Origin of the sequence: Pelobacter seleniigenes DSM 18267, assembly GCF_000711225.1 — a bacterium.
GTDB lineage: Bacteria > Desulfobacterota > Desulfuromonadia > Desulfuromonadales > Geopsychrobacteraceae > Seleniibacterium > Seleniibacterium seleniigenes.
Window position 1 is genome coordinate 1439108 of the sequence record NZ_JOMG01000002.1, and the last position, 18486, is coordinate 1457593.

Consider the following 18486-nt stretch of genomic DNA (forward strand, 5'->3'; position numbering starts at 1 on the left):
TGCGAGAACCTACTGAAGGCCGCCGTGACGGATGATCTCGCCTTCGATCTGGTAGACGACATCCTCGGCAATATTGGTTGCCAAATCCGCCATCCGTTCCAGATAACGGGAAATCGACAGGTAGTAGACCAGCGCATTCAGATGCGTGGTATCCTTGAGGATCGCCTGCTTGACCCGGGCAAAGTTGTCCCGGTGCAGGGTATCGACCTCATCATCCATCATGATGGTCTTCCTGGCCAGCTCGGCATCCTGGCTCATCAGGGAGTCAAGGGATGAGCGAATCATATCCTTGACCATATCGGCCATTTTCTTGACCTCATAGGGACTCTCGATGCGGTTGGCTCCGCTTAAGTCCTTGGCCCGCTCTGCCACATTGACAGCGAAGTCAGCCACCCGCTCCAGATCGTTATTGATCTTGAGCACCGAAACGATAAAGCGCAGATCGTTGGCAACCGGTTGATGCAGGGCGAGCACTTTCAAGCACTCTTCCTCCAGTTCGATTTCCAGATTGTCAATCTTGCCATCGCCGCTTTTGACCTTGTCCGCGAGCTCAGCGTCGCCGTTGAGTAACGCCATAACGGCCTGCTGAACCCGTTCTTCAACTTCAGCGCTGAGAATCAATAACCGCCGTTTTAAATTTTCCAGATCCGACTGAATCAATACAGCCATTGTCTTTGTCCTTTCAAATGGTTCGCTTAACCGAAACGTCCGGTAATGTAATCCTCTGTCTGCTTACTGCGTGGTTTGACGAACAGTTGATCGGTCAAACCGAATTCGATGAGATTGCCTTCAAAGAGGAAGGCGGTGTAATCGGAAACCCGGGCGGCCTGCTGCATGTTGTGGGTAACGATGATGATGGTGAAGTCCTCGCGCAGTTCGCCGATCAGTTCTTCGACTCGGGCGGTCGATTTGGGGTCAAGAGCACTACAGGGTTCATCCATGAGAATAACCCGCGGGTTGACGGCAATCGCCCGGGCTATACAGAGGCGCTGCATCTGGCCGCCGGACAGGCCGAGGGCACTCTCATTCAGGCGGTCCTTGACTTCATCCCAAAGCGCGGCCCCTTTCAGGGACGTCTCGACCCGCTCGTCAAGCAGGGTCTTGTCCGATTCCCCGGCGATCCGCAAGCCGTAGATGACATTTTCGTAAATCGATTTGGGGAAAGGGTTCGACTTCTGAAAAACCATCCCCACCCGACGGCGCAGTTCGATGATATCGGTACTGCGGTCATAAATATTTTCCCCGTCCAGCAGAACCTCGCCTTCGACCCGGCAGCCGTCGATGAGATCGTTCATACGATTGAAGCAGCGCAGCAAGGTACTCTTTCCGCAGCCGGACGGCCCGATCAGGGCAGTCACCTGCTTTTCCGGAAAGCTGAGATCAATGCCATGCAGTGCCCGCGCGTTTCCGGGGTAGAAAAAGCGCAGGTTATTGACCTGGACAATGGGGTTTTCTATCTTCACTTCTTTCATGGTTCTATGGCTCTCCTAGAAAGTTCCAAAAGTATAACGCTTTTTCATCTTATTGCGCAGGCGGATAGCGACACTGCTCATCAGCAGCACGATCATCACCAACAGTAAGGTGGTGACAAAAACCATCGGCTTGGCTGCCTCGACATTGGGCGATTGAAAACCGATGTCGTAAATATGAAAGCCGAGGTGCATGAACTTGCGCTCCAGGTGCAGGAAGGGGAAGTGCCCGTCGATGGGCAGCGCCGGGGCCAGTTTGACCACCCCGGTGATCATTAACGGCGCCACCTCGCCGGCCGCCCGGGCCATGGCCAGGATCAGCCCGGTCATGATCCCCGGTGAGGCCATGGGCAGCAGGATCCGCACCAGGGTCTGGAATTTGGTCGCTCCCAGGGCATAAGAGCCCTCACGCATTTCCCGAGGGATCGCGCCAAGGGCCTCTTCGGTGGAGACGATCACCACCGGCACGGTCAACAGGGCCAGGGTCAGACTGGCCCAGAGCAGTCCGCCGGTGCCGAAGGTTGGGGTCGGCAGCCGTTCCGGAAAAAACAGGGTGTCTATGGTGTGACCGATGCCGTAGATGAAAAAGCCGAGTCCGAAGATTCCGTAGACGATGGACGGAATACCGGCCAGGTTGTTAACCGCGATGCGGACAATGCGCACCAGGAGACCTTCCTTGGCGTATTCGCGCAGGTAGATGGCGGCGATAACCCCAAGGGGAAAACTGAACAGGCTCATGACAAAAATCAGCATGATCGTGCCGAAGATGGCCGGAAACAGGCCACCCTCGGTGTTCGATTCGCGGGGTTGTCCGACAAACAGTTCCACCAGTTTCTTGAGATAAAACAAAGATTTATCGAGTTTACTCATCTGGTTGGGCGCATAGGCCTGGACGATATCGGCCAGGACCACTTCTTTTTCCTGGCCGTTGGCATCGACAAACAGGGCCTTGGCCTGGCGGATTTTGGCGGTTCTGCTGGTCTGCACCTCGATCAGGTTGGAGAATTCGCTTTTCAGGCCCTGCTGTTCCTGAATGGCCTCGATGCGGTCAGGATCATTCTCGGGGACTTTGTTGTAATCGTACTTGAGCAGTTCAAGGCGTATTTGCTCCATCCGGTAGCTGATATCTTTGAGCTTGCCATCCAGCTCGGACAGATCTCCTTTTTCCTTGGCCACCGTCTCCAGGGACTGTTGCAGACCGGCCAGGGTGGCAGACGCCGGATGACCGGCAGGGGGCTGGAGTGATTTCAGAAACCCGTAAAAATCGCCATGTTCGACCCGCTCCAGGGCAAGGACATTGGCCGGGGTATCCTCGCTGACGATCTGCGCCTCATCAATCCAGCGAAAATCAAGGCCGTAGAGATCCCGGTTGGCGATCTTGTACTGGCGGCGCAGTCCGCTCTCATCCGCGGTCGGGATGGTCTGGATCAGCTGACCAACCAGGCGGCTGCCGTTTTTAAGCTGCAGTTCCTGCAGATCGGAGGGCCAGAAGACTCCCAGTCCGTTGACCATAATCACGATCAATAGCACGATGGCGCTGAGCAGAGTCACGGATAAAGCGGCTGCCGAAAGCCAGACCATCGGCTCGCCGACCCGCCAGTATTTGTTCATTTCCTTGGTTTTGCCCATAATATCCTCTAAAAACGACCGTACTTGGCCCGCAGACGTTGGCGGACAATCTCGGCAACGGTATTGACCACAAAGGTCATCAAAAACAGAATCACGGCCGAAAGAAACAGGGTCCGGTACAGGGAGCCGTCCACCGGCGCTTCCGGTATTTCCACTGCGATATTCGCCGACAGCGGCCGCATCCCGTTAAAAATACTCCAGTCCATGATAGCGGTGTTGCCGGTGGCCATCAACACGATCATGGTCTCCCCGACCGCCCGGCCGAAGCCGATCATGGTGCCGGCAAAAATACCCGGGCTGGCCGAGGGTAGAATCACCCGCCAAACCGTTTGCCAACGGCTGGCGCCGAGGGCCAGAGAGGCCGCCTTGAGACTCGGCGGAACATTGGAGAGGGAATCTTCGGCAATGGTGAAAATAATCGGAATCACCGCAAAGCCCATGGCAAAGGCGATAATGATACAGTTACGCGGGTCGTAGCGGATTCCGGCTTCGCTGAACAGCCACTGCTTGAGGTTGCCGTTAAACAGCCAGTGTTCAAGACCCGAACCCAGCACCGCGGCAAAGGCCACGGTCATAATCAGCACCGGCGCTACAGCCAGGAATTCATAACCGCGCTCGACCCGTTTCAGCGGCTCGATTTTACGGGCCGCCTGCCAAATGGCAATGCTGACCATGAGCGCCGCAGGGATCAGAATCAGGCTCAGGAACATGGAGCCCAGGGAGCGCTCGATGAGCGGCGCCAGCCACAGGGCGGCCAGGAAACCGATGATAACCGTCGGCACCGCGGCCATCACCTCCACTGCCGGCTTGATAATCCCCTTGAATTTAGGGCGTGCGAACTGACTGGTGTAAATGGCTCCGAAGATCGCCAGCGGCAACGCGAAAAGCATGGCGTAAAAGGTCCCCTTGAGGGTGCCGAAAATCAGCGGGGTCAGGCTCAGTTTGGCCTCGTAATCATCGGTTCCGGAAGAGGACTGCCAGACATAATCCGGCGCCGGATAGCCTTCGTACCAGACTTTGCCGAACAAGGTCTTGAGACTGATTTCGGGATGCGGGATATGCAGCGACCAGACCGCCATATGTCCCTGCCGGGTCAGGCCGATCAGACCATCGCCACGGACACTTAAAGCAAAATCGCTGATAGTCTGGGGATGCTTGATCGCCCCCAGAAAGCGTTCACTGGTCATGTGACTGATCTGGATACCGTCATCGGCATAGCTGATCACCGACTTGTCATGGAGGGTCGGAATGATCCTGCGGATCGGTCCGCTATGCCCTTTAAGATTATGGATTCTGGTCAGCTTCCATCCGTTGTCCGGGTCGCGCACGGTAAACCAGGTGGTCAAATGTCCTGCGCTGTCACCCACGGCCAGGGAAACCCCACCGTAGACCATGGCCAGGGCGGTAATTTTCCGGTTATCCGCAAAGGCCCGGGTGGTTTCCTCCAGAACCGGCTCATCGATGTCTTCCAGATTCCAGCGCAAAATTTCACCCTGGTCGGTTCCGGCAAACAGCTTGGTGCCGGCCGTGTTCATGGTCAGTGCGGTGATCTTGCCGGCCGCATCGTTGTCGAGCTGGTAGGTTTTCTCGACCTCCTCGGTCGCCCCCAACAAGGATTCCTGCTCTTCAACCATCACCAACTGCAGGGTGCCGTCCCTCCGCAGGTCAACCCGCACCCGGCGACCATCTTCATTCACCCGCGCCAGCGATGTCTGCGGCAGACCGTCGGCCGGCGCCGGAAAGTCGGCAAGATGGACAATTTTGTGGTGAATGCTGCGCTTATTGCCGTTCTGTTCATCAAAAAACGGGAAGAACTTGACCTCTTCCACGGTCAGACTGCCGTCATTCCAGAGCAGAACATGATTGAGGCGCCCATAAGTGTCCACCGCGACCGGTTGGGTTGCGGCGGAATCCCGGTTCAGCTGAAAACTGTCCAGCGTGGCACCGTTCTTGAGATTAAAAAAGCGGGCCGTTCCGGTTTTGTCGATGGCGTAGCCGGTTTCCCGGTATTCATCGATGCCGACCGCCATCACCTTGGCGGGATCGGTGTCTCCAGAGACTTGAAAATCCGCAACCAGGCGGATTTCAGACGAGCCGAACAGCGGCAGGGCAACTTTGGCGATCAGAATCAGAATGAAAATGACGCTGAAAATGATCGCCATCCCACCGACGGTAATAACCCACTTGGCGATCCGGTCATTCCGCTTGATTTTTTTAAGAAAGGCTGGATTCATATCTCTCACATCACCTTGACGCAACAACAAGCCCTGCCCCAAAACAGGGACAGGGCTTGTCGGTTGAACAGGTTATCAAATAACCTTTCCCGGCCGCTCAGTCAATCAGAGCCAGCTGTTTTTTGGCAACAGCTGCGGGCAATGGCAGGAAGCCGTCCTTGACCACAACTTCTTGACCTTCTTTGGACAGGACATACGTGATGAATTCTTTAACCAGAGTCGGCAGGGGCTTGTTCGGCTCTTTGACGACGTTGATGTAAAGCATCCGCCCGAGGGGGTACTTGCCGCTCAGCACATTGTCGTAGTTCGGTTGGTAAGCGGTTTCACCGTCTTTGTCCGAAATGGGCAGGGCATGGACACCGGAAGTGACATAACCCATACCGGAGTAGCCGATGCCGCCTTTATCTTCGGTGACACCCAGAACCACCGAGGCGTTACCCGGTTGCTCTTTGACGGTGTCCTTGTAGTCGCCTTTTTCCAGAGTGTGCTCTTTGAAGAAACCGTACGTGCCGGAAGCTGAGTTACGACCGTAGAGGCTGATCGGCATATTGGCCCAGTCGCCGCCCAGGCCGAGCTGACCCCAGGTGGTGATGTCTTCAGCGGCGCCACGCTTGCGGGTTTTGGAGAAGATTGCATCAACCTGAGTCATCGACAATTGTTTCAGGGTATTGTCCTTGTTGACGAACACGGCCAGGGCATCCAGAGCGACGCCGATGGTGGTGGGTTTGAAGCCGTATTTGGATTCAAAAGCCTGGATTTCTTTATTCTTCATTTTCCGGGACATGGGACCGAGCTGGCTGGTGCCTTCGATCAGCGCCGGCGGAGCGGTACTGGAGCCTTTGCCTTCGATCTGGATATTGACGTTGGGATACTTTTTACGGAATCCTTCCGCCCAGAACGTCATCATGTTGTTCAGGGTATCGGAACCGACGCTGCTCAGGTTACCGGCAACCCCTTCAACCTTGACGTAATCGGACAGGTTGACATCAACCTTGATGGGGGCGGCAAACAGAGCCCCTGCCGAAGTGGTCAGCAGGACCAGTGTCAGGGCCAGGCCCTTGGAAAAAATGCTCAGACGCTTGTTCATAATGATTGATCTCCTTTTAATATCGACATGAAAATAATCTTCGTTGCTAACAATTGCGGGCAAAAATGCACTCCCTTTGTTAGGTTTATGTTAGCAACGTGTGAGAACTCTACTAACCCGGTCAATTTTTCGTTTTTCTTTTTCACCTCCCAGAATCCGGACTGCCCCTCTTGTACTTCCCTGTTCAGAAGGCCCTCTTGTCTCAACAAACTGTTAGGCGATTATCAGGGTTGGATTAGAGTTCAGTTCAGGATCCGCCCCTTGGCAACCCCAGCAAAGGCGGCGAACAGGATCGCTGCTCCAGGCAGAACTTATCGGTTCCTAACCCTTTGCTTATCGGGATTGAACAGTCCCCCGGGAAAATGACTTAATTGATTTGACCAAGAACAGCTCTACAGCCAAAGACAGGAATTTTATTTATGAAGGAAATTGAACATCTGGATACGGACATTATCAACGAAATGCCGCGGGAGGCGATTCGCGAATTGCTCGAACTGGTGGAACGTGCGCCCATTGAAATCGCCAGCAGCAGCCGGCCGGGCCTGACCCTGCATCAGGTTCTCGATGCTTTTGACAACGAATTCCTGCTCGGGCAGATCCTCGACCCGCAGGCCGAAGTCGCCCTTAACGGCAAACGCGCCTTCGCCAGGATGACCGGGGACGAACCGGAGCGCTCCCTGGCCTGGGCCTGCGCAAAAATCTTTCTGCAGGCGGAGGACTGTTTCATCAAACTGAAAATTATCAACCTGCTGGCCCGTGAGCAGTGCCAGCAGGCCCGGGTCGCCTGAACGATCCATGTACCCGGTCACGGCAGGCGGGACCAGACAGCTACCGTTAGCCGGCCAGCCCCTGAGCCAGATCGTGGCGCAGATCTTCCGCCTCCTCGATTCCCACGGAAAGCCGCAGCAGACAGTCATCGATCCCCAACCGCAGCCGTTCTTCCCGGGGAATATCGGCATGGGTCTGCACCGCCGGCAGGGTCAACAACGATTCCACACCACCCAGACTTTCGGCAAAGGAGATCAGCCGGATCCGCTCCAGCAGCTCCCGTGCCCGCACCGGCGAATCCACCCGAAAACTGACCATGGCCCCGAACCCCGTAGCCTGCCTGCGGATCAGCTGGTGACCGGGATGCTGGGGCAAGCCCGGGTAATAGACCTGCATCACCTGCGGCTGCTGTTCCAGCCAGCGAGCCAGTTCAGCTGCCGTAGCGCACTGCCGTTCCAGCCGTAGCGGCAAGGTCTTCAAACTGCGAATCAGCAACCAGCTGTCCTGCGGCGACAACACCGCACCGGTGCTGTTCTGCAAAAAATACAACCGCTCACCCAACTCCGCAGTGCGGGCGACAAGCGCTCCGGCGGACAGATCGTTGTGCCCGCCCATGAACTTGGTCGCGGAATGGACCACGACATCCGCCCCCAGCTCAAGGGGCCGCTGCAGCAGCGGCGTCATGAAGGTATTATCGACGATGAAGAGCAGCTTGCGATGTTGACACAGCTCGGCCAGTGCCGCCAGATCCGCTACCCCCAGCAGTGGGTTCCCCGGTGATTCCACCAGCAGCGCCCTGGTTTGCGTGGTTACGGCGGCGCTGACCGCAGCCGTGTCGGTGGTATCAACATAGTTGGCCTTGAGCCCGAACTGCGTGAAGATGCCGTCCACCACCCGGTAGGTTCCACCGTAGAGGTCCTGCGACAGCAGCAGTTCATCACCACTTTGAAAATGCAATAACAAGGTGGTCAGCGCGGCCATTCCGGAAGAAAATGCCAAGCCACGAGCGCCATTTTCCAGATCAGCAAGCCCCTCTTCCAGAACCTGCCGGGTGGGATTGCCGCTCCGCCCGTAATCAAAGCCGGTCGATTGGCCAACGGCGGGGTGACGGAAAGTGGCACTCGGAGTGATGGCGCAGCTGATCGCCCCGGTCGCCGGATCACTGTGATTACCCAACTGGGCCAGCCGGGTATGAAGATGGTAACAAAGCCCGTTTTCCAAAACATTCTCCCTGAGCTCGATGGAGCATCACCCCGTTCCCAAGCTGGGGCATCAGCGCTGAATTGTCCCGCCAGATTATGCGGTAATATCTGCGAACAATGGCGAAGACAGGTACCGCTCCCCGGAATCGGGCAGGATCACGACAATGGTCTTCCCTTTGAATTCACTGCGTTTTGCCAGTCTCACCGCAACGGCTGCGGCTGCGCCACAACTGATCCCGGAGAGGATCCCCTCCTCGAGGGCTAGCCGACGAGCCATGGCCAGCGCGTCGTCGCTGTTCACCTGTTCGACCTGATCGACAACCTCCAGATCGAGGGTGGCCGGAATAAAACCGGCGCCAATCCCCTGGATCTTGTGGGGGCCGGGAATCAGCGATTCGCCGCGCAGATGCTGAGAGATAACCGGACTCTCCTCCGGTTCAACCGCGACCGAGTGGAGTGGATATTTGCGGTCCTGTTTAAAATAGCGCGAAATCCCGGTAATGGTGCCGCCAGTCCCGACCCCGGCAATCAGTACGTCGACTTTCCCGCCGGTCGCTTCCCAGATTTCCGGGCCGGTGGTTTTTTGATGGATCTCTGGGTTAGCCGGGTTGTTGAACTGGTGCAGCAACAGGTAACGCTCGGGATCGGCCGCGGCAATCTCTTCGGCCCGGGCAATGGCTCCGCCCATCCCTTTATTCCCAGGCGTCAGTTCCAGCTTGGCTCCGAACGCTTTGAGGACTTTGCGCCGCTCAATGCTCATGGTTTCCGGCATGGTCAGGGTAATCGGAATCCCCCGGGCCGCCGCTGCAAAAGCCAGGGCGATGCCGGTATTGCCGCTGGTCGGCTCGATCAATTCTTTTCCCGCTCCCAGCAGCCCGCGCTTCTCTGCGTCCCAGATCATGTTGGCGCCGATCCGGCATTTGACGCTGTAAGCCGGATTCCGCCCTTCAATTTTAGCCAATACCGTCGCGCCTTCTGACCCGACGATCCGATTCAGTCGCACCAACGGCGTCCGCCCGATGGCAAGGGAATTATCCTGAAACACCTGATTCATCATTAACCTCCTGACAGGTTAGGGATTCACTTAGCTTCGGTTAAATAATGGATAACTTACGTATTAAGGAAAATATCTATCTTTATCTTTTTAGTCAAGTTCTATTTTTTTTACCACATCTCTTTTATGGTATTTATTGCCGCCAGCTATTCTGCCACCGTTGGCCCGTCTGCAACAGGTTGGTGTTGGCAGTTCTGCAGGCCATTAATCCATGCCTCGGTCATGGCCTGTCGCGAACTGAAGCGCGACTTGTCAACGACCTGCCGAAACTCGCCCGCCAGCAGCGGATTCACTTGAAAAACGGCTCGTCAGGCTTAAGTCTAACCACAAAAAGGTTTTTCCAGGAAGGAACCGGCCTAAACCAGCGTAAAAAGAGCAAAAGAATGGATAAATGACTTGACAATATTGACACAAACAAATTATAAATTTCAAACTATCGTGAAAAATAATTATAATCTCAAGGAATTGTCTATTCAATTTTATCCATATATTGATTGAACTTAAGGTGTTCAATGACTCCCTGGAGCAGGACCCCTCTGCAAATCCGTGATCCATTCCAGCTGTTTTGCCAAGGCCCTTTTCCAACTTCCCTATAGCAAAATGTGGAGATAATGATGTTTAAAAAAATCAGTAGCAAGGTTACGATCTATGTCAATCTGATCCTCCTGGTCATTATGATTCTGGGCACATTCTTTATCTGCCGGAACCAAAGCCAGGTCCTTGAGAACCAGGTGCTGGAGCGTGCCCGCGTGGAATCTATTCTGGGCGCCAAGATGACCGGCATGATTCTGGAAGAAGCCATTGATAACGGCATTCTCTCCTCCACCGCCGTTTTCGATACCAATTATGAAGAAATCCCGGGTTTCAACCCGCCCAAGTACCATTCCAAATATGACTTCTACCTGGACAAGGCACTCCTTGAAATTGAGGATGAATTCCTTAAGGATAGTAGTGTTATTGCAGCGACAGCCATCGATCGCAGTGCCTACCTGCCAACCCACAATACCAGGTTTCAAAACCCACTGACCTGGGATGAGAAAACAGACCAGCTGGGGAATCGAACCAAACAGATTCTAACCAACGAAGCCGGTAAAAAAGCCGCTCAGAACACCAAAGAAGGCTTTACCCAAAAGTTTATTTTGTTGCGCGAAGCAAATAACCTTGGCGGCTTGCCCGAGGAACTGCAAAAGCTGTATCAACGTGAGGCGGGACAGGATGCCTGGGATGTTGCCTCTCCGATCTTGGTCAAAGGAAAACACTGGGGCAATTTCCGGGTCGCCATGTCAATGGTCAAAACCAACGAGCAGAAAAACATCCTTCAGCTTCATATCATCAGTACCATGCTGGTGATTCTGATCGTTTCCTTCATTGCCGTGCGACTGATCGTCAACAAATCGCTGAGCCCGTTGAACGAACTGACCGAACGGGCCTCCGAACTGGCCGACGGGGATGTTGATGAGCCGATCAAGGTCGACAGCAAGGACGAAATCGGCCACCTCGCCGATGTGCTGGAGCGGTTGCGGATCAGTATCAAGATCGCCATGGATAAACTGCGTAAATCCAGCGGGGCCTGATCCTGATTAAAAACCTTGCGCCAAATTGAGGGGGGAAGTCAGCTTCTCCACAAGAACACCAGCGGCCGCTTCCGGGACAACCGGGAGCGGCCGCTGGCTTTTCTCCAACCTTAACTGCAACAATCACTCAACAGCAACGCTGCCCATCGTTCCGGCCGCCTGATTGGCAAATCCGGCTCACCAGCAGATAGATGCCGCCAAACCAGAACGGCACCGTCGCCAGCCAGAGAACCAGCCCCTGCAAATTGGCAATCCAGAACTGGCTAAGCAGGGTCAGCGGATCGTTCTTGAGCAAGCTAGCAACCTGCTCCAGGTCGACTGGCAGCCGGGCGGCGCCAAACAGGCTGCGCCCCCCTTTCAGGTAGGGAATAAACAACAGGATCTGCAGTGGATAACAGAGATAATTGATCAGCTGCACCAGGGCCAGGTTGAGGCGCAGACGCAGGGCAAGCAGGGCACCAAGCAAGCTGGTCCCCCAGAGTAGCGGCATACACCCCAGGGTGCCACCCAAAGCCAGCGCCAACGCTAACTGCTGCGGACTCAGCCCCTGGCGAAGCTGCCCGGCCAGCACCTGCCGCAGGCGCCGCCAGGAAGTACCGCCAGCCGTGGGTTCAGATTCGGTCACGGTGGATATGAAAACTCAGGCTGGCGCCGGTCACGCTGCTGCGCCCGGTATAAATAAACAGCACCAGCCAGATCCCCTGGAGAAACAGCAGGGTCCCCGGCTGCCACAGATCGGCAAGACCGAGCAGCAGCTGCGGCAGAGCCGGAGCTGCCGGAGCGGTATGAAAATAGAGACCGCAGGCCAGGGCATAAGGGAGCGCCGCTAGGCCCATCCATTGGTAAGCGGAAAAGCGCGCCGTGCCCCGATAATCGGCGCGCAGGAATTCGGAAAACACTCGCCACAATTGCGTCACCAGCAGGGTCAGAATAAAGGCTGTGGCCATAAAGCCCCGTAAAAACAGCTCGATCCCAAGCAATCCGGTCAGCACATAGAGCAGGGCGGTCAAAGCCTGCACCGGAACCACGGGTTCTCCTTCCAACCCGCTGGCATAACAGATCTTGCGGGTCTCGCCATGAAAAGCGAAATGCCAGCGGCGGAAATACTTCCGCACCCGGCTGCTGCACTGGGCGACTGGTTTACCGTAGCAGCAACCGAAGCTGATACAGGCCAGCCGACCCAGGCCTTCCCCGAAAGCGTAGGCGATGCCGATGGCGGCCAACACCGGCAGCACCGGCAGCTGCGCCCCGCTCAGCCGCCCGGCTAGCAGTACCAGCCAAGGAGCGGCCAGAATTCCGACGAACACCGCGCCGCCGACGGTAAAGGTGTGGGCCTTGCCTTCCACCAACCGGGCGACCAGCCGCGAGGCCGGGACACACAAGGACAGCAGCAGCACCGCGACCAGCAGCACCCCGGCCAGCGACACCCGGGCGGCACCGAGCAGAATGATCAACAGGGTCAGCGCCACCAGATAGGCATTGGCCGTGAGCAGACCGTACCAGGTCAGATTGATCCCCTGCCACTGGCCGTTACCCAGCGGACGGATCGGCAGGGTTGCCAGCATCTGCCAGCCGTTGCGCGGCAGCACCCGAAAACCCCAGACCAGCATGGCGCCGAACAGCACCAGCAGAATCAGCACAAACAGTTCATTGATCATCGCTTCCTCCTTTTTCATGGTCCCGCGTGATCGGCAGGGCCAGCAATGAACGTACCGGAATGTCCGTTTCCACCAAAGGCTGTTGAAATCCCGCACAAAAACGACTCTGGACATCCTGCCGACGCTGATTGGCCAGCAGGTCGTCGGCAAAGCGGACCCGCCCCGGCTCGAACAACAGCACATCGGTGCTGCTGCCGGGCCGGTACAGGCTTTTCGGGCTGCCGCGATGCAGGAACATGCCCTTGACCAGCGGTTGCGGATCATCGTAGCGGGTCGCGCTGTAACACTGGACGATCCCGCCGATCATCAACGCCACCACCTCGATCATGGCCACTTTGCCAACCCGGCTACCGCCGGGGACATCCGTATCAATGATCGTGACCACCCGACGGTTCTTGGAAAAAGGGGTCACCTCGGTCACCACCGCCTGGGGGTTGCAGGAATGGTAGCTGCCATCCAGCTCATAGATATCGGCCACCTTGCCGCTGACCGGCACATGGTTGTAATGGTATTTGTCCGGGGTAAGGCGGAAAATGGCGAAATCCCCATCTTTAAACCGGGCCAGCCGTTCGCGGTTGCGGTTACCGAGCAGGTCGGCCAGCGTGAAAAACTTGTTCTTGATCTCCAGAGTCGGCTGCTCGCTCAGGGAACCGACCAGCACCCGCGCATCGGCCGGCGAAACGATCGCCTCGGCACATTCCGGCAGCGGCCGGCAATCCCAGTAGCGGATTTTGCGCTCAAAGACCTTGCGCGCGGTGTCGAGGCTATGGAGCGGGTCAAAACATTCCGCCGGGTTGCCGCCGACCTCGCGCAGAAAGCGCTGTTGCCCCCAGATCCGGGTGCCGAGCATCATGTCGTAGTTGAGAAATCCGAGGACCTGGGAGGCTCTGGAACCCGTCAGCAGCTTGAACAGCCGCGGGGCATTCTCACGCACGGGGTGGTACAACCAGCGCACAATGCGATCGCCGAACAGGGGTTCATCACAGACGCGCCCGCTGGATCGTTCGATGTATTGATGAGTCAGATTCATATTGCTCCTGTTTGCTGCGGGGCTGCGGACAAAGCTGTTGCCGATCGCAGTATTCGCTCAACAGCAGCAGGTTGAGCAGCCGCGTCAGCGGCTGGCAGCCCAGTTGGTCGTTAAGCAGGTCCTCTTCAGTGGCCTTCGCAAAGCGCTCAACACTTTTGCCTTGCATCAGTTCAGCAAGCAGCTGGCGGCCGCAACCTGCGGCCAGTCCTTCGTTTTCCAGCTGCTGCAGGTCCCGCCGAAAGATTCCGAAAGCCTGCGCCATATGATCGCGGCGCAAGGTTTCCCGATAATATTTTTCCATGCTCCGGTTAAAGTCTGCGGCCTCCAGCCGCAAGGCATTCTTCGAGGCCGTGCCGGTCATCCCCTGAACCAGACGCCCGGCCGCCCCATGCTGCTGTGGCTGTTCCAGCCGCAACTGCAGATCGTTGAGGAGTCCGGTAAAGCCGAACATTTCGATCAGTTCTGCGGCATCTTCCCGCAGCAGGGCAAGCAGGGCCTTGCAATAATCCTGATGGTAAACCCGCAGATAGCCCGGATAGCGCCGGCTGGAACGGATCCTCTCAGTGCGTTTGAGGATCTTCAGCAAAAACCGGTTGCGGGTGTTTTTCAGCACATAGAAGGTCGGAATGCCGATGGCCATGCCGAAAAAAATCTGCCGTCGTTCGCTTTCGACGAACGGGGTATCCGGAATGTAGCGATGCCGCACCTGGCCGGTGAACATATACTTGAAGGCCAGGGCCGTGATCAGTAACTGCAGATTGGTGGCCGCCCCGAGATCATCTTCAAAATGGGGGAACAGGCTGTAATGGCGCCCCTCGAAACCGCTGAACCCCATGCCGGCATACTCGCGCAGTTTGAAAAACTGGTAGAGCGACATCTGCCGATCGAACACCCCCATATCCGCCAGGTCTTCCTTGAGCTGCTCCTGATTGCCGAGCCGGCCGTTATAAGCCGGACTCTGTTCGCTGCTGAGCAGACAGAGCGGATAGTCGAGGACCCGCAGGTCCGGGACCAGGTCGCCGCGCATGGCGAAACAGCGACTGAGCAACCGGTCAAAGCGGGGCGGACCGAACGGGGTCAGCGCATGACCGAAGAAGGAGAGGCTGGCTTTTTTCTTCCAGCGTCGCCAGAGCATGCGCAGGTGGGTGAAATCGAGCTGATGGGGGAGAAAGCCGAGGGCCTTTTCTGGATGGAAATCCGCAAAGGCCAGCCGGTAGGGTGCGGCGCTGTAGGTGGTCACGAACAGGGGCAGGAAATGCTCCATGATCTTGCAGCCCAAATCACCGAGGTATTTTTCCTGGGCCGGGCCGTAGGCCCCTCCTGCGGCACAGGCTTCGCTCAGCTGACGGCTGCCGAGGCTGACATGCACCCCGTTGTTGCACAGGCTGGTATTGGACAGATTGGGCAGCACCACCAGATTGTTGGTGATGATCCCCGCTTCCCGCAGTTTGGCCACAGCGTTGAGCTGGCTGCGGCTGAGCACCTGATGGCAGAGCTCCATGTAGCTGTGTTTGCCCTCGCCGCGATTCCAGCCCGACAAGCAGGGGCTCATGAACAGCTGCCGGTAGAAAGTATCCGGGACCATGTCGTTGAGCGCCTTCTGGCGCAGCGGCGGATGCGGCGCAAAATAGATCAGCGCCCGCTGGCCGCGTTCCAGCAGCCCGAAGTGATGATTAGCATAGTGGAGCAACAGCTGGGTGAGCAGATAGCGTTTGGCGGTCTCGCGGGCCAGGGCCGCGCCCATGCCGCGCTCCGGAACCAGCTGCTCAACGTGGAAAGAGAAGGTTTCCGGCGACGTGTTGTCACTCAGGTAGTGTTCCAGCAGACCCTCACCGACCTGCTGCAGTTCCGCGGGCAGCTTCTGGTTGCCGAGCAGGTCAGCCAGGGCCAACTTGAGCAGATAGCTGACCGGCACCCGCAAATAAGGCTCCCCGTTGTCCCCATGGGCCTGGAAACGTGCCGCATCACTTCGTTTCCCCGCCGCCGGACAATTCTTGTCGGCGAGCAGGTCATGGTTGAAAACCTTCTCCGCAAAATTCGACAAGCACCGCCGCGGAAACCGCACCCAGCTGTTCTCCCAGACCTGCTGGCCGGCGGCAGCCAGATATTCCTGCAGCTCGGCCAGGCGCCTTTCCGGCGTCTCCCCGCTGCGGGTGCGGCGCTGTAGATTGGCGAAAAATCTCGAATGCTCGATTTCCTGGGGCAGGTCGACCTGCTCGCGGCGACCGACGACGACCGCCTGCAGTTCGGTTTCCGATCCGGCGGTGATGTCGCCGCTGGTGAACGGCAGGTCCTTGGTGGAATGTTCCCCCGCAATCAGGCCGAGGGCGGCAAAACAACTCTCCAGGTCAGCCGGCAGTTGGCGGCTGGCGGAGGAGAGGGCTTTCAGGGCTCTTGACATGGTCAAATGGTTCTCCTTTGCAATATGCAACGGAACCATAAGGCGGGATTATGTGGCCTTGATTAACCCTGTGTCAGTATCCTGTTAATACCTGCCAATTTGTTTTTTTCAACTCATCACATCATTTCTTAACAATGTTCCGGCATGCTCAGTAAAAATTCTCAGGAGGATCCCTTTGACCAGAAAATCTTACCTGCTCGACACCAATGTCCTGCTTCACGATGCCAATGCCCTCTTTTCCTTCGAAGATAACGAAGTCATTCTGCCCCTCCCGGTCATTGAGGAGCTCGACCGGTTCAAGAAAGACGGCAGTGAAAACGGCCGCAATGCCCGCCAGGTATCGCGGGAGCTGGATCGGCTGCGTCAGCAGGGGGTCCTGACCAACGGCGGGGTGCCGCTCGCCAACGGCGGCCGACTGCGGGTGGTGGTTACCCGCAACAGCTGTCTCGACCAGCTGCCGCAGGAACTGCGCACCCCCTGCGTCGATCACCAGATCCTGGCCCTGGCCCTGCAGGAAAAGCAGCGCTGCCAGGGGCTGGCCACCCTGGTCACCAAGGACATCAATCTGCGCATCAAGGCCCATGCCGTCGGCGTGCCGGTGGAAGACTATGAAACCGGCAAGGTCTCCTTGGACAACCTCTTCACCGGCATGCTGCGCTATAACCTGGTCAGCGAACAGATCGATCGCTTCTTCCAGGAACAGAAACTGAGCCATTTTGAAGATCCGCCCCCGCCGCACACCTGCCTGGTCCTCAATGCGCTGGACAATGACCGCCAGCGGGCCATCGGCCGGTATGATCCCAAAAGTAACGCGGTCCTGCCTTTGCAGAGCGCCCCGCAGGAAGGTTTCTGGGGCATCACCCCGCGTAACCTGGAACAGAAATTCGCCCTGGAACTGCTGGCCCACCCGGGTATCCACCTGGTGACCCTGCTCGGCCGGGCCGGGACCGGTAAAACCCTGCTGGCCCTGGCCGCCGGTCTGCAGATGGTCACCGAAGCCAACGCTTATTCACGCCTGCTGGTATCACGGCCGGTCTTTCCCATGGGACGCGATCTCGGTTTTCTGCCCGGCGATGTGGAAGAGAAGCTCGCGCCCTGGATGCAGCCGATCAACGACAATCTCGACCTGCTGCTCAATGATGGGTCCGGCAAGAACAAGCAGCGCCGCCACCAGGAACTCAAAGACCTGGGGATCATCTCGGTCGAGCCCCTCACCTATATCCGCGGCCGCTCCATCCCGCGCCAGTATATGATCGTGGATGAAGCCCAGAACCTGACCCCGCACGAGGTCAAGACCATCATCACCCGCGCCGGAGAGGGGACCAAGATTGTCCTGACCGGCGACCCGGAGCAGATCGACAATCCCTATATCGATGCCTCCAGCAACGGTCTGACCTATGTGGTCGAACGTTTCCGCGCCAATCCGTTGGCCGGCCACATCGTCCTCACCCGCGGGGAACGGTCGCCCCTGGCCAATGCCGCCTGCGAGCTGCTCTGACCATGCCCGAACTGGCGAACGATATTCGTGTCAACAGCTGGGCTCAGCTGCAGGATGAGCTGTTTGAAGATGCCTGGAACGGCGACCTGGGCCGGTTTCGTTCGCGTTACGCCTTTCGTGGCCTGTCGGACAGCGCTTACCGGCTCGAAACCACCCTGATGCGGCTGGGCGGCCCCTATCAGAGCCTGGAACGCCACCTGCTGCGCAATTTTAAAAAATACGCCCGCAGCAATGTGGTCGAGCAGGACTCGGTCTGGCACTGGCTGGCCGTGGCCCAACACTACGGCTTGCCGACCCGGCTCCTTGACTGGACCTATTCCCCCTACGTGGCGCTGCACTTTGCCACCGCCAATATCGAACGCTTTGCCACCGACGGGGTGATCTGGGCGGTCAACTACCTGCACACCCACCAGCTGCTGCCGCGTCACCTGATGGAGAAACTGGAAGAGGAGGGGGCCAACGTCTTCACCGTGGAGATGCTCTCGGCCACCCTGACCAGCCTGCAGGAGTTCAGCGCGCCGGGCCAACAGAATTTCGCCCTGTTTTTCGAACCTCCTTCCATCGATGACCGGATCACCAACCAGTACGCCCTGTTCAGCGTCATGCCCGACCCCGTTCAGGCCCTGGACAGCTGGCTGGCCGGCCACCCGGGGTTGTGGCGGCGGATTATCATTCCGGCGCCGCTGAAGTGGGAAATCCGCGACAAGCTCGACCAGGCCAACATTTCCGAACGGGTGCTGTTCCCGGGCCTGGACGGGCTGAGTTCCTGGCTCAAGCGCCAGTACAGCCCCAAGCAGGAACTGGGACGGCTGACGCCGGCGCGGGTCGCTTAATCAGCGGGCCACCAGCCTGGGCACATCATATTCTTACATAGCTCTCATC

General features: G+C 57.4%; 16 protein-coding genes. 5 read left to right on the forward strand and 11 right to left on the reverse strand.

Features of this window, described 5'->3' with window-relative positions:
• Window positions 1-9: 9 nt before the first annotated feature.
• The 5 genes from phoU to N909_RS0109310 all read right to left on the reverse strand — a co-directional run bounded on the left by phoU (window position 10) and on the right by N909_RS0109310 (window position 6419).
• On the reverse strand, window positions 10-669 hold the full coding sequence (gene phoU, locus N909_RS0109290) for a phosphate signaling complex protein PhoU (protein ID WP_029914336.1): 660 nt from the start codon (window positions 667-669) through the stop codon (window positions 10-12).
• A gap of 26 nt (window positions 670-695) precedes the next feature.
• Complete coding sequence (gene pstB, locus N909_RS26175) at window positions 696-1472, reverse strand: phosphate ABC transporter ATP-binding protein PstB (RefSeq protein ID WP_029914337.1); 777 nt, start codon at window positions 1470-1472, stop codon at window positions 696-698.
• Between the two features lie 15 nt (window positions 1473-1487).
• Window positions 1488-3098: a phosphate ABC transporter permease PstA gene (pstA, locus tag N909_RS26180; RefSeq protein WP_245613589.1), complete on the reverse strand. Its 1611-nt coding sequence runs from the start codon at window positions 3096-3098 to the stop codon at window positions 1488-1490.
• Window positions 3099-3106: 8 nt separating this feature from the next.
• On the reverse strand, window positions 3107-5332 hold the full coding sequence (locus N909_RS0109305; RefSeq protein ID WP_029914341.1) for an ABC transporter permease subunit: 2226 nt from the start codon (window positions 5330-5332) through the stop codon (window positions 3107-3109).
• Window positions 5333-5429: 97 nt separating this feature from the next.
• A complete protein-coding gene (locus N909_RS0109310) occupies window positions 5430-6419 on the reverse strand; it encodes a PstS family phosphate ABC transporter substrate-binding protein (protein WP_029914343.1) in 990 nt (329 codons plus the stop codon).
• 419 nt (window positions 6420-6838) lie between these two features.
• Here N909_RS0109310 and N909_RS0109315 point away from each other — a divergent pair, with 419 nt between their 5' ends.
• On the forward strand, window positions 6839-7207 hold the full coding sequence (locus N909_RS0109315) for a hypothetical protein (protein ID WP_029914344.1): 369 nt from the start codon (window positions 6839-6841) through the stop codon (window positions 7205-7207).
• A 46-nt stretch (window positions 7208-7253) separates the two neighbouring features.
• On the opposite strand, the gene N909_RS0109320 is transcribed toward N909_RS0109315, so the two are convergent.
• Together N909_RS0109320 and cysK are read right to left on the reverse strand one after the other, a co-directional pair.
• The gene (locus N909_RS0109320) at window positions 7254-8408 is read right to left on the reverse strand and encodes a trans-sulfuration enzyme family protein (RefSeq protein ID WP_029914346.1); all 1155 of its coding nucleotides are present in this window, start codon (window positions 8406-8408) and stop codon (window positions 7254-7256) included.
• Between the two features lie 75 nt (window positions 8409-8483).
• Window positions 8484-9443, reverse strand: coding sequence for a cysteine synthase A (cysK, locus tag N909_RS0109325; protein WP_029914348.1), 960 nt, complete (start codon window positions 9441-9443; stop codon window positions 8484-8486).
• 47 nt (window positions 9444-9490) lie between these two features.
• Here cysK and N909_RS25675 point away from each other — a divergent pair, with 47 nt between their 5' ends.
• Together N909_RS25675 and N909_RS0109330 are read left to right on the forward strand one after the other, a co-directional pair.
• Window positions 9491-9838: a hypothetical protein gene (locus N909_RS25675; RefSeq protein WP_155005906.1), complete on the forward strand. Its 348-nt coding sequence runs from the start codon at window positions 9491-9493 to the stop codon at window positions 9836-9838.
• 216 nt (window positions 9839-10054) lie between these two features.
• Window positions 10055-11017, forward strand: coding sequence for a HAMP domain-containing protein (locus N909_RS0109330; RefSeq protein WP_245613590.1), 963 nt, complete (start codon window positions 10055-10057; stop codon window positions 11015-11017).
• Window positions 11018-11144: 127 nt separating this feature from the next.
• Here the strand turns inward: N909_RS0109330 and N909_RS24575 are convergent, their stop codons facing one another.
• Genes N909_RS24575 through N909_RS0109350 form a run of 4 tightly spaced genes read right to left on the reverse strand, consistent with a single transcriptional unit; the run spans window position 11145 to window position 16106 of the window.
• Window positions 11145-11642, reverse strand: a complete 498-nt coding sequence (locus tag N909_RS24575) for a DUF2062 domain-containing protein (protein WP_051689645.1) — start codon at window positions 11640-11642, stop codon at window positions 11145-11147.
• Window positions 11629-12675: a prolipoprotein diacylglyceryl transferase family protein gene (locus tag N909_RS0109340; RefSeq protein ID WP_029914351.1), complete on the reverse strand. Its 1047-nt coding sequence runs from the start codon at window positions 12673-12675 to the stop codon at window positions 11629-11631. The genes N909_RS24575 and N909_RS0109340 overlap by 14 nt, the downstream gene beginning before the upstream one ends.
• Window positions 12665-13705, reverse strand: coding sequence for a phosphatidylserine decarboxylase (locus tag N909_RS0109345; protein WP_051689646.1), 1041 nt, complete (start codon window positions 13703-13705; stop codon window positions 12665-12667). The genes N909_RS0109340 and N909_RS0109345 overlap by 11 nt, the downstream gene beginning before the upstream one ends.
• On the reverse strand, window positions 13656-16106 hold the full coding sequence (locus N909_RS0109350; RefSeq protein WP_051689647.1) for a hypothetical protein: 2451 nt from the start codon (window positions 16104-16106) through the stop codon (window positions 13656-13658). The genes N909_RS0109345 and N909_RS0109350 overlap by 50 nt, the downstream gene beginning before the upstream one ends.
• Window positions 16107-16281: 175 nt before the next feature.
• On the opposite strand from N909_RS0109350, the gene N909_RS0109355 reads away from it, so the two are divergent.
• Together N909_RS0109355 and N909_RS0109360 are read left to right on the forward strand one after the other, a co-directional pair.
• On the forward strand, window positions 16282-17604 hold the full coding sequence (locus N909_RS0109355; protein WP_029914354.1) for a PhoH family protein: 1323 nt from the start codon (window positions 16282-16284) through the stop codon (window positions 17602-17604).
• A 2-nt stretch (window positions 17605-17606) separates the two neighbouring features.
• The gene (locus N909_RS0109360) at window positions 17607-18437 is read left to right on the forward strand and encodes an FRG domain-containing protein (protein WP_036683045.1); all 831 of its coding nucleotides are present in this window, start codon (window positions 17607-17609) and stop codon (window positions 18435-18437) included.
• The last annotated feature ends 49 nt before the right edge of the window (window positions 18438-18486 follow it).

Bases quoted from the DNA above. Each gene is read 5' to 3' on its own strand.
- pstB (WP_029914337.1), bottom strand. From the start codon at position 1,472: ATGAAAGAAGTGAAGATAGAAAACCCCATTGTCCAGGTCAATAACCTG.
- N909_RS0109360 (WP_036683045.1), top strand. From the start codon at position 17,607: ATGCCCGAACTGGCGAACGATATTCGTGTCAACAGCTGGGCTCAGCTG.
- N909_RS0109345 (WP_051689646.1), bottom strand. From the start codon at position 13,705: ATGAATCTGACTCATCAATACATCGAACGATCCAGCGGGCGCGTCTGT.
- N909_RS0109315 (WP_029914344.1), top strand. From the start codon at position 6,839: ATGAAGGAAATTGAACATCTGGATACGGACATTATCAACGAAATGCCG.
- N909_RS25675 (WP_155005906.1), top strand. From the start codon at position 9,491: ATGGATAACTTACGTATTAAGGAAAATATCTATCTTTATCTTTTTAGT.
- N909_RS0109310 (WP_029914343.1), bottom strand. From the start codon at position 6,419: ATGAACAAGCGTCTGAGCATTTTTTCCAAGGGCCTGGCCCTGACACTG.
- phoU (WP_029914336.1), bottom strand. From the start codon at position 669: ATGGCTGTATTGATTCAGTCGGATCTGGAAAATTTAAAACGGCGGTTA.
- pstA (WP_245613589.1), bottom strand. From the start codon at position 3,098: ATGGGCAAAACCAAGGAAATGAACAAATACTGGCGGGTCGGCGAGCCG.
- N909_RS0109340 (WP_029914351.1), bottom strand. From the start codon at position 12,675: ATGATCAATGAACTGTTTGTGCTGATTCTGCTGGTGCTGTTCGGCGCC.
- N909_RS0109350 (WP_051689647.1), bottom strand. From the start codon at position 16,106: ATGTCAAGAGCCCTGAAAGCCCTCTCCTCCGCCAGCCGCCAACTGCCG.
- N909_RS0109305 (WP_029914341.1), bottom strand. From the start codon at position 5,332: ATGAATCCAGCCTTTCTTAAAAAAATCAAGCGGAATGACCGGATCGCC.
- cysK (WP_029914348.1), bottom strand. From the start codon at position 9,443: ATGAATCAGGTGTTTCAGGATAATTCCCTTGCCATCGGGCGGACGCCG.
- N909_RS0109330 (WP_245613590.1), top strand. From the start codon at position 10,055: ATGATGTTTAAAAAAATCAGTAGCAAGGTTACGATCTATGTCAATCTG.